12 protein-coding genes are annotated in these 13,195 nt (G+C 62.4%); 9 read left to right on the top strand and 3 right to left on the bottom strand.

Annotation, left to right across the window (positions count from 1 at the left end; genetic code table 11):
• The first annotated feature begins 5 nt into the window (after positions 1-5).
• The 4 genes from F4Y45_04520 (at position 6) to F4Y45_04505 (ending at position 2,766) form a co-directional block, all read left to right on the top strand.
• Positions 6-266, top strand: coding sequence for a type II toxin-antitoxin system Phd/YefM family antitoxin (locus F4Y45_04520; protein MXY23773.1), 261 nt, complete (start codon positions 6-8; stop codon positions 264-266).
• Positions 267-272: 6 nt separating this feature from the next.
• Positions 273-680 carry a type II toxin-antitoxin system VapC family toxin gene (locus F4Y45_04515; GenBank protein MXY23772.1) on the top strand — a complete coding sequence of 136 codons (408 nt, stop codon included), beginning with the start codon at positions 273-275 and terminating at the stop codon, positions 678-680.
• A gap of 80 nt (positions 681-760) precedes the next feature.
• Entirely contained in the window at positions 761-2,146 is a 1,386-nt protein-coding gene (locus tag F4Y45_04510) for a GMC family oxidoreductase (protein MXY23771.1), read from the top strand.
• Complete coding sequence (locus F4Y45_04505) at positions 2,143-2,766, top strand: hypothetical protein (GenBank protein MXY23770.1); 624 nt, start codon at positions 2,143-2,145, stop codon at positions 2,764-2,766. Before F4Y45_04510 ends, F4Y45_04505 begins: the two co-directional genes overlap by 4 nt.
• Positions 2,767-2,777: 11 nt before the next feature.
• Here F4Y45_04505 and F4Y45_04500 read toward each other — a convergent pair whose 3' ends face one another.
• From F4Y45_04500 to F4Y45_04490, 3 genes are all read right to left on the bottom strand, one after another.
• A complete protein-coding gene (locus F4Y45_04500; GenBank protein ID MXY23769.1) occupies positions 2,778-3,800 on the bottom strand; it encodes an SGNH/GDSL hydrolase family protein in 1,023 nt (340 codons plus the stop codon).
• Between the two features lie 321 nt (positions 3,801-4,121).
• Positions 4,122-5,594 carry a hypothetical protein gene (locus F4Y45_04495; GenBank protein MXY23768.1) on the bottom strand — a complete coding sequence of 491 codons (1,473 nt, stop codon included), beginning with the start codon at positions 5,592-5,594 and terminating at the stop codon, positions 4,122-4,124.
• Complete coding sequence (locus F4Y45_04490) at positions 5,591-6,976, bottom strand: hypothetical protein (protein ID MXY23767.1); 1,386 nt, start codon at positions 6,974-6,976, stop codon at positions 5,591-5,593. Before F4Y45_04490 ends, F4Y45_04495 begins: the two co-directional genes overlap by 4 nt.
• Positions 6,977-7,389: 413 nt before the next feature.
• On the opposite strand from F4Y45_04490, the gene F4Y45_04485 reads away from it, so the two are divergent.
• The 5 genes from F4Y45_04485 (at position 7,390) to F4Y45_04465 (ending at position 13,164) form a co-directional block, all read left to right on the top strand.
• Positions 7,390-7,608 carry a hypothetical protein gene (locus tag F4Y45_04485; GenBank protein MXY23766.1) on the top strand — a complete coding sequence of 73 codons (219 nt, stop codon included), beginning with the start codon at positions 7,390-7,392 and terminating at the stop codon, positions 7,606-7,608.
• The gene (locus F4Y45_04480) at positions 7,608-9,440 is read left to right on the top strand and encodes a carbamoyltransferase (GenBank protein ID MXY23765.1); all 1,833 of its coding nucleotides are present in this window, start codon (positions 7,608-7,610) and stop codon (positions 9,438-9,440) included. The genes F4Y45_04485 and F4Y45_04480 overlap by 1 nt, the downstream gene beginning before the upstream one ends.
• A 5-nt stretch (positions 9,441-9,445) precedes the next feature.
• Positions 9,446-9,862: a hypothetical protein gene (locus tag F4Y45_04475; GenBank protein MXY23764.1), complete on the top strand. Its 417-nt coding sequence runs from the start codon at positions 9,446-9,448 to the stop codon at positions 9,860-9,862.
• Between the two features lie 181 nt (positions 9,863-10,043).
• On the top strand, positions 10,044-11,393 hold the full coding sequence (locus tag F4Y45_04470) for a hypothetical protein (protein ID MXY23763.1): 1,350 nt from the start codon (positions 10,044-10,046) through the stop codon (positions 11,391-11,393).
• A gap of 28 nt (positions 11,394-11,421) precedes the next feature.
• Complete coding sequence (locus F4Y45_04465) at positions 11,422-13,164, top strand: hypothetical protein (GenBank protein MXY23762.1); 1,743 nt, start codon at positions 11,422-11,424, stop codon at positions 13,162-13,164.
• Positions 13,165-13,195: the final 31 nt, after the last annotated feature.

The following is a 13,195-nucleotide window of genomic DNA, read 5'->3' as shown; positions in this document are numbered from 1 at the left end:
GGAGAATGAGCAATAACTGGCAGGTGCAGGACGCTAAGGCGCGGTTTAGCGAGCTCCTTGAGACGAGCCTTACGGATGGTCCCCAGATCGTCACCAAGCGGGGTGTGGAGACCGCAGTCATCGTGCCTATTGATCAGTGGCGGCGATTGGAGCAACTCGCGAAGCCGGACCTCAAGGAGCTACTGCTGAGTCCGGATGCCCGCACCGACGCGCTCACACCGCCGCGCAGGCGGTATGGGCGGCGCACACCGCCGGCGTTCGATTGAGGTTCCGTGTATCTACTCGACACGAACGTCGTTTCCGAGTTGCGCCGCCTGGGACCGCACAAAGGCGTCCTGTTGTGGATTGCTGACGTGCGTCCTGAGCAGTTGTTCCTGTCCGCGGTCACAGTCGGAGAGATCCAGGCCGGCATCGAACTCACGCGCGCACAGGATCCCGCGAAGGCGGAAGAGCTGGAAGCATGGCTCGATCGGGTCGTTGCTTCTTATCGCGTCCTGCCGATGGATGAAGCTGCCTTTCGCGAATGGGCTCGCCGCAAGCACCGTCAACCCGCGACGCTGATGGAGGACGCAATGATCGCGGCAACTGCCGTGGTGCACAGACTGACGGTCGTCACTCGCAACGCCGCCGACTTTCGCACCTTGAGCGTCGAGGTGTTGAATCCATTCGAGCCGGCGTGAACCTGCTTCTCTCTCCGTAACACAGCTCGCCAAGTCGTTCGTCGGCGCCCGTGGGCGAACAGCTATGATGTTCGCACTGCATGTTCCTGACTGACGGTCTGCTCAGCCGCAGCTACGACTGCTACGTGGTCGGCGCCGGCCCAGCCGGCATCACGCTGGCGCTGGAACTCGCCAGGGCCAACCGGACCGTCCTTCTGCTCGAATCCGGCACGGCGACCGAAGCGCGGGAGGACATGCCGAACGCCATCAACCACGGACACTTCCGGGACGGCTGGTGGAATCGCCACTCCGTCCGGGTGCTAGGCGGCACCTCGAGGATCTGGTCGGGATCGTGCGCCACGCCCAGGGACCTGGACTTCGATAATCCCGCCGTCGGCGTTCGGTGGCCGATTGCCAGGTCCGCATTGACGCCGTATTACCCGCGAGCAGCAGCCATCCTGGACCGCGATCCGGCCATCTTCGACGTAGAAACCCAAGTGACGCCTGGATTCGCCTACCGGCCGTTCTCCCGGTCTGGCGGCACCCCGACCCGTTTCGGGAGCAAGTACTTCGAGACGCTTCGCACGTCCTCAAGTATCGACGTAGCGCTCGGAACGTCAGTGATTCGCTTGGACGCCAATGAGGCGCGAACCGCGGTCCGAGCCGTCGAGTGTTTCCACCATGCGTCGGGCGTCTCCGAGCGGCTGGAGATCGACCCCCGGCAGCACGTGGTTGTTGCGGGCGGCAGTATAGCTAACGCGCAGTTGCTGCTGCAGCCGCGCTCGGACGGAGCGGTTCCGGTCGGCAACGAGAGTGGTCATGCCGGCAAGTACTTGATGGAGCATCCACACTATTTCCGAGTCGCCGAGATGGTGTTCGACGAGGACGCTGACCAGTGGTGGCCGCCGTTGGAGGCAGCCCATGCTCTGGTGCCTGATGAGCAGCACACGAGGCGGCACGGGTTGCTGGGATGCGCCATCGGGTTTAGCGGCAGGACGACTCACCATTCGATGGCCGAATACCTGGCGAGCCAACACGGGAAGACCTTCTATTGGTACCGCTGCAACGTGCGGTCCGAAATGACGCCGTCCGCGAGCAACAGTGTGTCTCTGACCGGGGAACGTGACGTCGCCGGCTTGTACCGGCCTGCCGTCCGGTGCGTGATCGGCGCGGGTGACTTCCTGAACGTGGAAAAGACGCTACGGCTCCTCGCTGAATCGTTGATCGCGTCGGCGAAGGGACGTGTGCGCATCCACAACGAGCGTCTGTACCGGTCACCGGAGGGCGGTGGCCACATTATGGGAACGACCCGCATGGGCACCAGCGCGTCGGATTCCGTCGTCGACGCGGACTGCCGGGTCCACGGTTACGACAACTTGTTCGTCGCCGGCTCGTCCGTTTTCTCCACCGGCGGCTACGCGAACCCGACGCTGACGATTGTCGCGCTCTCGCTGCGACTGGCTGATGCGCTCACCGGGGCGGCATGACCACGTCGGATCCACGCGGACTATCGCGACGGACGTTCCTCTGTGGGGTGGGCGGTGGCGCCGCCTGCGTGTCCATCGCATGGGGCGTCTCCGAGTGGGGGTTTCCATTCCTTGAGCCCGGTGGCGAGTCTCGGATCGCGACGGCGGTGGACGCCTACGCGGAATACGACGGCTGGCTGGTCACGACGGAGGACAAGGCGCGGATGGTGTTGGTCGACTTCGTTGATGGCTGGTACGACCGGGAGACCGACAACGGATCAGCTTGGCGGTGGTCGGGGCCAACGGCGATGTTGTCCTTCCAGAACCCGCGAACTCCCGCCGTCCTTCACCTCGACTACGACGCCCGCGCCGATCTGTTCCCGGATGCTCCCAGAACGGTCACCATCACCGTCGGCGATCAGGTGGCGCAGTCCTTCGTGCCCGACGCCGCCGGTCAACAGCAAACCAATGTCCTGCTGCCGGTCGGCATGCTGGGGGAACGCAGCCGTGTGGATGTTCAGATTGCCGTGGACCGCCCGTTCGTTCCGGCGAGTATGTCCATCGGCTCGCAGGACACGCGCGAACTGGGGATTCAGGTCTATCGGGCTACGGTTGAGCGGTCACCCGAACCAGTTCGCTGATCGCTTGTCGCCTATTCCAACGCCAGATAACGACGCCGTACGCTCTCGAGTTCCGTCGCCGGAACGTCCCAGGGCTCCGTCAACATGGGAGGCCGCCAACCACGGAAAGCGCGATAATAGGCGTGCACCGAACGAAGAATCTCCCGATGCGTCATCGGTGTGCCCGGCAGCGTCGGGGCCAATTCGCGGTACAGGTGGACAGCGGCCAAGAGGTTTCCCAGTTCGTTCCAGTGCGGATTGTTGGCGAACGTCCACCGCGTACTTGGGAGACCATAGACTTGGAATTCCTCGAAGAGATTCAAGACCCGGTGTGGAGCGAAACGATCCGCAACGCGGCTCTCCGAAGGATACGGAATTAGCGCAACGCGAAAGTCGTCCTGACGTACAGTGGCTTCCCGCGCCCACTCTGCCAGAATCACTCGCGCCAGTTCCCAGTAGTGATCCAACTCTTCCGTTTCCGTACCAGCGTCGAAATCGACGTTTATCCGGGTTGCGGTTTCGTTGGAGAATCGCTCCGTCCAGGCCCTTTCCGTTTCCGCCACCTGCCTCGTCGCCTGGTATGACCAGGGCTCATATCCTTCGGTTCTTCCTTGCATCCAGTAGCTTGTATCGATCACCAAGTAGGTCAGAGCCAGTCTCGAAACGATAGGCATCCACCACGGTCTCGAGGGAATCCCGAGGCTCATGAGCCTGCCGTCGTCGTCCAAACCATAGAGTTGGGTCTCGTAGAGGTTCCTGATGTCGTTTCCAAAGAAGAAGTACACGACATGTTCCAGGTGCTGGGCGGGCGGCGAGTGAAGATAGTAAAGGTAGGACTGATCTAGACCATAGCCGTCCACGCCGAAGTTGAGCACGGTGATTCGGTCACTTTGCTGGTGGAGCAGATAGTCCAGCACTTCCGAAAACGAATAGGCGACTGGTAGTCGAATGTTCTCCGTAAAAGAATCCCCGAATAGGCCGATTCGAATCTCGCCGTCTTCGGGTTCTACGGACATCGGTCGGTGCTGACGCATACCCAGGGCGTTGTAGATCACGGCATGGCTCTTACCGCTGTCCGGATGGACTCTCTCGGTCCGTGTGTTGGGTGGTCGCCTTCTCAATCGGAAAGCATCCTCATCGAAAACAGCAGTCGCCAGTTCCGAGTAGCGAGGCACAAAGAGTCTCAAGCCAATCTCACCCACGCAAAGCCCTAGCAGCGTGCCGGCAAGGACTAGAGCTAATCGAGCGATCGCGGTCGGTGTCGTGCCTGGCGCTCTGGAGACTCTTCCCGGCACTTCAGGAACCTTATTGCGTTTGTGACCGACGGATCGTCACGTTAGTCTGCCCTTACCTGAGATGTCAAACCTCAGTCGCCATCAGGGTTCGACTGGTGCCGTTGCCCTGAAGACCATCAGCTCGCCTCGGCGCAGCCCGCTTCGTTGCAGGACAATGTCCAATTCCGCCAGGGGCCAGAGTCCACGAAAGGTCTCGTTAGGGTCCCAGTCATAGTCCACAGGCATCGACGAATCGCGGCCGTTGTAGTCAGCGATGTACTCGACTCCCTCCTCTTTCAGATAGTCTCGCACGTCGCCGCCGTCCCGGAGGAAGTGGAAGTAGCGCGCGTCGTTTGCCAATCCGTCCAGATTCACGACGGTCTGGGGCGTGAAGTAACCTAACTCGCCAGAGTTCCATGCCCCGATCACGGCGTCGGGCGGTAGCGTCCGTCCGATTTCCGCCGCGAGTTCATACCGCGCACGATGCAGGCCGGGCCGAGGCTCGGTGATGCGCCAGTGGGATTGAGTCATCTGAAAGCAGAGAAGGACGGCAACACCGGCAGCGACGAGCCGGGGTCTCGCCCTCCCGAGGACCACACCGACGAACAGACACACGATCATGTACTCGGGCACGAAGTACCACCGAACCGTGCCGAGTCGTCCGAGCAAGACGACACAAGCCAGCACGTGAAGGGTCGCGCAAGCGAATAGGGCGATGAAGAAACGCCGGGTGGTTAGGCTGAGACGGGGGACTTCCATGGCTACCGGGATCGCGACCGCAACCGCAAACACAACTGCCCACAAGCCCAGCCCTCGGAGGGGGACGACTTGGTGAGCTATTTCCCTGGCAACGTCGACGAGCCGGAAGGCGATGTCCCGAACGGTGTGGACGTCCTGGCCGGCCCACCATATCTTCACGGAGCCACTGATCGGCATCAATTGGCCGGAAGTCACGAGGTTAAACGCCAGGTACGGGGAGACGAGCAGGAGGGACCAGGCCGCCGTCCGAAGTAGTCGCTGTCTGTCCTGAAACACACTGGCGACCGGAGCGAACAGCAGTGCATCCGTGCGGGCGAGGAACAGGCCCGTAACGGCGGCCGGCGCCATGCGGTCCCGGAGGAGGTTCAACAGGAAGCCCGAGAACACAAGCGCCAGCAGCGGCGATTCCATCCCAATCATCGCCGGCCGGGCCGCGAGCATATAGCCGGCCCACAGACAGGCTGTGATAAGTCCCGAACTCCGCCCTCCGAGCATCGACGCGACATTCGCCAACAGGAGACCGGCGGCGAGGTTGAGGAAGACGGACAGCAGCAGGACCCAACGCACGAACTCGACGCGATCCTCGATGGCGACGGCCAGCGGAACGAGCAGGACCGCCCACAGGGGCTGAAAGCCCGTGGTTGTGTGGATCCCGTCGAAGCTGACCATCCCGCGGTCGGCGATATTGCGAACGATCTGCAGGTAGAGAAAGGTGTCGTCGGCCAATAGGTTGTCGAGCAGGAGCGTGAAATCCAGCCGGGTCCAGTAGACCTGGAGCAGGCAGACGGGCGCAAGGACGAGCAGTGTAGGCTTCACGACGTCATCCAGGCAGCAACAAGCCTGAACGGCACAACGAATCGCTCTACGAAGACGGCCCAGAGACCATCGGGGTATTCCCCCACGATATCGGTGAATCCGCGCATGAAAAGCTGGTACTGGAGCAGGAAGAGCACGTTGCTGCCGATCAGGATGACGGACGCGAGGCGTACGAGCGCTGGCCGGAACGCCATGGCCGGCGAGGCGAGGAAAGCCGTCAGCCCCAGCACCAGGAACGGCAGGTAGCTGATGAAACGGCGTCCGCCGAAGCTCGCTCCGGCCCACCATGGGATTGCCGCGGCGTTGACGTACAGGGCGATCAGCAGTGTGACGGCAGTAGCCCAAGCCAACAATCGGTCATGCCGAAACAGCCAAGCGATCCCGACGGCGGCGAACAGAACTATCGGGCTCCACGCTATGAGTCCCTGGCGCGTCGAGAAGAGTGTCTCGAGAATCGCCGGCTGCGTCCACAGAAAGTAACCCGACGACCCGCCGGGAGTGTGTGGATTCAGTAGCAATGTGCCGTAAATCGTCTGCCACACCCATAGCTGCGGCGCGAACGTCGCGGCACAGGCGACGCACAGCACCAAGAGTCGAGCGGAGGCCAACGCCAGCGACCAGCGCCGTTCGCGGATTCCGTGCAGTAATTCGAGCCCAGGGATGATCAGGATGATCAGATCCTGCGAACGGACCAGTCCCGCAAGTCCGGCCAGTCCGCCCAGCAGGGCAAACCGTCGCAGGTTGCCCCGGTCGCGGGTTCGGTACCAAGTGTGGGTGAACAACGCGACCGCGAAAAGGGACGTCGCGTGGGAGTAGGTCGGCGAGACGAGCGAATAGTACAGCAGGGAACCGCCTAACCAGAGGGTGATGGTCGCCCAGAACGCGGACGCCGCAGGATAGACGCGGCGCGCTAGGTCGTAGCAGAGCCAAGCCCCTGCGGCCGCGTAGGCGATGCCGGCGACACCGGCCGAGATCTTGAACGGCAGGGAGAGGCCGTCGAACGGGATCTGCGCTCCGAGCAGGTTCAGCAACGCAACCACTGCGCCGATGGCCAGAAACAGCGGTGCCCAGAGGATCGCCGAGCCTGGAGGCCACTTGTTGGGAACAAGCCCCGTCGCCAACGGCGTCAGCTCCGGCGAGTCCTCGGCAAAGCCCGCGTCCAGCAGCCGGTAGTCGTTCGAGAAATCGATATCGCCGTCGAAAGCGACGGACCGGAGCCAAGCGTAGTAGCCAAGAGCGTCGCCGTCGATGACGCGGCCCGGCGGCTTGGGAAACCAGACGTGTGCCGCCATGTAAGCCAGGATGAAGAGCAGGCCGACGGCGACGAACGTTCTCGCGGGATGCCGCTCGAAGTTGGCAAACAGGTCGGAGAGCCAGTGCACCGGCAAGAGCTTACTATCGCCTGCCGAAGAAAAGGCCATAGTTCGAGGTTGCGCCGACCGGCTCTACGTCCAGCCTGTCGCCAGTCTCACGGGGCGATGGTACAACGGTGCCGCCAATAGCGGCGCATGGCCGCGGATGCTCCGAGTCCGGCCAGCGGCAGATGGCCGGCATCGCCGGATGCCGCAACGACCCAGAGGTCGCGGCGTATCTGGAGAATCGCAGTCATGGCTATACGGGAGTCGTTGTCCGGCTGGCCGTGGGGCGTTCGGAAGGACATCGCTCCAGCCGCGTCGACAGTCTATGATCTCGCATCCATGGGGTTCTCGAGTCGGCATGCACTGTACGTGGAACAGGTCGGCCCACAAACACTTCAGAGGTTACGCGCCGGGACCGCAACGGAGGAGACGAAGTGATGACAGAGCGCACGGGCAACGGCCAAGAGCGGCGGGACGACTTCGCGCAACAACTCGATGAAGCGGAGCAGGTCCCCTATCTCGTCGAGCTATGGCAGTTCATGCGTGACAACAAGAAGTGGTGGCTCGGCCCCATTGTCATTGTTCTCCTGCTCCTGGGTGGTCTCATCGCGCTGTCTGGCACCGTCGCCGCACCCTTCGTCTATACCCTCTTCTGATGGCCGCGGTGCTTGGCATCTCCGCCTTCTATCACGACGCGGCGGCGGCGGTCGTGGTGGACGGCGAGATTGTTGCTGCGGCTCAGGAGGAGCGCTTCACGCGCGTGAAGCACGATGCGTCGTTCCCGTCGAACGCCATCCGCTACTGCCTCGACGAAGCAGGCGTCAACCCGGAAGACCTCGACGCCGTCGGCTTCTACGAGAAGCCGTTCCTGAAGCTGGACCGCCTGCTCGAGACCTATCTCGCCTACGCACCCCGCGGCTTCCGGCAATTCGTCCGCTTCGCTCCCGCCTGGACACGCGAGAAGCTGCGCCTGCCGCGGGAGATTGCGCGGGGCCTGGACGGGCGCTACTGCAAGCCGATCGTGTTCACCGAGCATCACGAATCGCACGCGGCTAGCGCGTTCTTCCCTTCGCCCTTCGACGAGGCAGCGATCCTGACAATGGACGGTGTGGGCGAGTGGGCGACGACGACCTACGGCACAGGGCGCGGCAACCGGATCGAGCTGACCCACGAGATCCGATTCCCGCACTCACTCGGCCTGCTCTATTCGGCGTTCACGTACTTCACGGGGTTCCGCGTCAATTCGGGCGAGTACAAGCTGATGGGCCTCGCCCCGTACGGCGAGCCGCACTACGCCGGCCTGATTCGGGAGCATCTGATCGACCTGAAGGACGACGGGTCGTTCCGTCTCGACCTGTCGTACTTCCGCTACTGCGAGGGGCTCCGGATGACGTCGCCGAAGTTCCACGCGCTGTTCGGCGGTCCCCCGCGGAAGCCGGAGACGCCGATCACCCAACGCGAGATGGACATCGCGGCGTCGGTCCAAGCCGTGACCGAGGAAGCGATGCTCCGGACCGCGCGCCACGTGCACGCGCAGACCGAGATGCGAAACCTCTGTCTGGCCGGAGGTGTCGCATTGAACTGCGTCGGCAATGGCCGGATCCTGCGGGAGGGGCCGTTCGACGACATCTGGATTCAGCCAGCGGCGGGCGATGCGGGCGGCGCGCTCGGGGTGGCGCTCTTCATCTGGCATCAACTGCTCGACCATCCGCGCAACGCTCAACCGCACGACGCGCAGCAGGGATCGCTGCTCGGACCGCACTGGAGTGACGACGCGATCCGGACGTTCCTCGATGGCGTGGGCGCGCCGCGCGACGACTATGTGACCGATGAGGCGCTCGGCGCGGCGGTCGCGGACCTGATTGCGGCGGGGCAGGTGGTCGGCTGGTTCCAGGGCCGTATGGAGTTCGGGCCGCGCGCCCTGGGCGCACGCAGCATTCTCGGCGATCCGCGCGACCCCGGCATGCAGTCGCGCATGAACGTCCAGATCAAGTTCCGAGAGTCGTTCCGTCCCTTCGCGCCGGCCGTGCTGCGCGACCGGTGCAGTGACTACTTCGAGGTGCGTACGGACGACGACCGGCCCTACATGTCGATCGTCGCGCCGGTTGCCGTGGCGCGCCGGCGGGCGGTGGACGCAGACGGCCGGCAGGGTTTCGACCGCCTGCGCGCCATTCGCTCCGACGTGCCGGCCGTGACGCACGTCGACTATTCGGCTCGACTTCAGACCGTCGACGCCGAGCGTCACGGACGCTTCGCCGCCCTGCTGCGGACGTTCGAGGCGAAGACGGGCTGCCCGGTCATGGTCAACACCAGCTTCAACGTCCGGGGCGAGCCGATCGTTCGGACGCCCGACGATGCTTGGCGCTGTTTCATGGCGACGGGAATGGACGCCTTGGTCCTTGGCCGGTCCGTCCTGCTGAAGGAACGGCAGCCGGAAGGAGCGAAGGTCGAGGCCGAGGCGCACCTCGCCCGGTTCGAGATGGACTGAGGCCCATGTCGCACTTCCGGGTCAACCGTCGTCCGTCGCCGCGCGACCTACGCTGGTTCGGCCTGTTGCTGCCGTTCTTCGTCGCCCTCGTCGGCGTGATCGCCCGGTGGCAGTTCGGCGCCCCGCCCGTCGCGGCTGGCATCTGGTCGGCCGGCGGCGCGCTCGCCGCACTCTATTGGCTCGTGCCACCGTTTCGCCGCCCCATTCTGGTCGGCTGGATGTATGCGGCGCTGCCCATCGGCTGGACCGTCTCGCACCTAATCATGGGCGTCATGTACTACTGCGTTGTGACGCCGATCGGCCTGCTTTCGCGTCTTGTCCGCGGCGACACGCTGCACCGCAGGCCCGATCGCAATATGCCCAGCTACTGGATCGAGCGCCCGCACCGAAGCGGTACGCGGCGCTACTTGCGCCAATTCTGACAATTCAAGCTGTTTACCTTACGCTGAAGGAAGACCTATCCGGTTTCGACGCACCGGACGTGTATACTCACAGACGGCGTCTCCTAGCGTCGGCCCATCCGGTTTGAGGGGGCAGTCGGACAGACGGCCGGAGCTTCAACTCTGAGGCACCTGTCGCACACTCTTTGGGACAAGCTGGCAAGTGTCACACTTCCCGAGGCACCGCTTCGAGCGTCTCCTCTTTTTGAAGCTTGAGTTGTGGCTCGTTTTGTTGACGCTAACGATCTGCGTCATTGGTACGGTGCTGTTCGCCGCTCTAGTGAAGAATCACGCAGAGCAGCGACGGTCCTTTGGTGTCTTCGGTGAAGCGGCCTACCGCATAGCGAACATTCCCGGAGATACGCTATGGACGCTGAGGCGTGTTAGGGGATTGAGGATCGAATCCCCTTACTTGGCTAACGAATCCGATATTGGAGGTAGTGGCCTTACCTTCCACGCTTCTCCCGGCACCGATGGCTACCTTCTCATCAGTCGCTACGATGTTGATACCGATCGAGCGCTTGTGGAACTGATCGATCTGGATCGAGGCGAGACGGTGCATTCCTGGCAGCCCGCTCTCGATCTGATGGCCGCGCGTGCCCGCACCCAGCGGGAGCATGAAGTATACGAGCGACTCATGATTCCTTACGTCTGGCCGGACGGTTCGCTCACTGTTTCCATGCATGCCAGTTACGTGGCGATGGTGGATCGTTGCTCAAACGTGAGATGGGTAGTCGGTACTCCCCCCCCCCACCATTCTGTCGAGACGGACGCGGACGGTTTCCTATGGGTGCCATATGGCCTCAATCCTCCTTCCGCCCGGGAGAGGTACAGCACGGGACTCGCCAAGATGTCGCGCACCGGCGAGGTCGTTTCGTTGATACAGTTCGAGGACGTACTGCGTCGGAACGGATATCACTCGTTGTTCTACGCAATGGACTCTGTTCTCGACGACCCTTTACACCTGAATGACATACAGCCGGTCTTGAGGGATGGTCCGTATTGGCGCCGCGGGGACCTGTTTATAAGTCTGCGGACGCACTCGGTAGTGCTGCTGTATCGGCCGTCAAGTGACGAAGTCGTTTGGTTGCAGACTGGTCCGTGGCTACACCAGCACGATGTCAACATCGTGAGCAACCACGAGATCTCGGTCTTCAGCAACAACGTCGGGTACGTCGATGGAGAAGTACAATTGGTGCTGGACGCGAGCGACGTATTCATTTACGACTTTGAGACTGGCAAGACAAGATCGCCGTGGCGGGACGCACTAGCGGACTATCAGGTCAGGACGGAGACTCAAGGTCGCGCGACAATGATAGACGAGGATACCGTCTTCGTTGAAGAGTCAGACTATGGCAGGGCGCTGAGTCTTTCAGCCGACGGTGAACTCCACTGGACTTACGTCAACCGCGGTACGGATGGTGAGGTCTATCAACTTTCCTGGAGCCGCTATCTGCCTGCGGACGAGGGTGATCGCATTGCGGAGGCGGTTTCGACGCGCGTCTGCCCATAGCATGTCGCGGCGAGCTCTCATTCTCCACGTGTTGTTCTGTCTGCCATGGCTGGCCGTGCTGGCCTGGTTGGCGATGGAGGCGTGGTTTCTCACGGACGACGCCTTTATCAGTTTTCGATACGCACGCAACCTCATTGATGGTCACGGCTTGGTCTTCAACCCCGGCGAAAGGGTAGAGGGTTACACGAACTTCCTCTGGGTGTTGGAGTTGGCCGCGCTCTGGGCGGTTCTTGACTTGCGGCCCGAGCATGTAGCCCCTTGGCTGTCCGTGGGCCTGACGGTTGCTACGCTCATGGTGGTTCTATGGTGGGCGGCGCGCATGCCGGGTCTGCAGCAAAGGAGGCTGGTCTCCTGGATGGCGCTGGGTCTGCTGTGCAGTAGTGCGACGTTCGCCGTCTGGACATCCGGCGGGGGATTGGAGACACGGCAGTTTACGTTCCTTGTCGCCTTGGCTGTTGCCTGTCTGATTGTCCGGGCCGACAGCCGTTGGGGTTTGCTCCTGGCGTCGTTGAGCCTGTCGGCTGCTTCGTATACCCGGCCCGAGGGTCCGCTGATCGCGGCGTGTTGCTTCAGTTGGTTCGCCGCCACGCGTCTTGGCACGAAGAGTGGAAAAGAGCTCGGGCGGGACCTGTGCTGGCTGGTTGTCCCTTTCATCGTATTGGTCGCGGCACACTTTCTTTTCCGCTACGGTTACTACGGTGACTGGCTGCCCAACACATACTATGCGAAGCACGTCCGACCATGGTACGAATCCGGTTTTCGGTACCTTTCGGCCGCGACACTCGAGACGGGGCTTTACATGTGGCTGCCATTGGCGGCTCTGGCGCTACGAACGGCGTGGCGCGAGCGACGAGACGCCCGGTACGCGTTGCCGTTGCTCTGTATCGTGCCACACATGGCCTATCTTCTTCGGATCGGTGGAGATCACTTCGAGTATCGTCCAATGGACTTCTACTGGCCGGTGTTGGTTATCCCGGTGGCCGCCGGGATTGTTGACTTCGGATCGGTGCTCCACCGACGCTTAATGGCCGTCCGGGGACGCGCCGGAATACGGCGTCCGGCCCATGTCGTGACGTGGGCCGTCGCGGTCTTTGCGGTAGTTCTGTTCTACAGCAGCGCATTGCAGGGTGCGCTGCTCTTTGAGGGATCAACGACCATACGCACCCGGGTGCGGCTTGTCCACATAGAGCTTGGCGAACACAACGCGAAGTGGCTCTTCGGCCCACCCGGAATGCCGGCGATTGCCGAGACTTCCAACCGTCTGCGACTCGAAATGAGCCGACAACGTGTGGCCGCGCCGTTTGTTGAGCACCGGGAGTATGCCAAACAGAGGATCGGTGAGTGGCAAGAATACGCAGGGATGGAGCGAGGCTTGATTCCGGATGATGCGTTAATGGCCGCCGAAGCTATTGGCATTCCGTTCTACTATGTTCCGGATCTTCGAGTAGTGGATATGCGGGGTTTGACAGACAGGACAGTGGCGCGGCATCCAGTGACGACACCCAACGCAGAGCGGGTCATCGCGCACGATCGGACACCGCCGCCGGGCTATCTCGAACAACGTGGCGTCAACTTCAGTATTGGTCCGAGTGCGCGAACAGCGGAGGAGGCGGTGCGAGCGTTTGAGTACGCGGTCCTGTTCGGCCCGGATTTGTGGATGCCGTTTGACAGTCCGGACCCTAACTGGGTGGTCTTGCGTTTCGGAGAGGAAATCGTAGTGCGGCGGGATGGTCGCGGAACACTCCACATGATTGGGCTACAGTTGCAATGAGCTAGAGGCAAGTTGCTCGAGGTGGGGCGAA

Source organism: Acidobacteriota bacterium, assembly GCA_009838525.1.
GTDB lineage: Bacteria > Acidobacteriota > Vicinamibacteria > Vicinamibacterales > UBA8438 > VXRJ01.
This window is presented reverse-complemented; position numbering and strand designations above follow the sequence as displayed.

Coding starts and splice junctions, on each gene's coding strand:
- F4Y45_04520 (MXY23773.1), top strand. CDS start 6: ATGAGCAATAACTGGCAGGTGCAGGACGCTAAGGCGCGGTTTAGCGAG.
- F4Y45_04510 (MXY23771.1), top strand. CDS start 761: ATGTTCCTGACTGACGGTCTGCTCAGCCGCAGCTACGACTGCTACGTG.
- F4Y45_04505 (MXY23770.1), top strand. CDS start 2,143: ATGACCACGTCGGATCCACGCGGACTATCGCGACGGACGTTCCTCTGT.
- F4Y45_04485 (MXY23766.1), top strand. CDS start 7,390: ATGACAGAGCGCACGGGCAACGGCCAAGAGCGGCGGGACGACTTCGCG.
- F4Y45_04480 (MXY23765.1), top strand. CDS start 7,608: ATGGCCGCGGTGCTTGGCATCTCCGCCTTCTATCACGACGCGGCGGCG.
- F4Y45_04475 (MXY23764.1), top strand. CDS start 9,446: ATGTCGCACTTCCGGGTCAACCGTCGTCCGTCGCCGCGCGACCTACGC.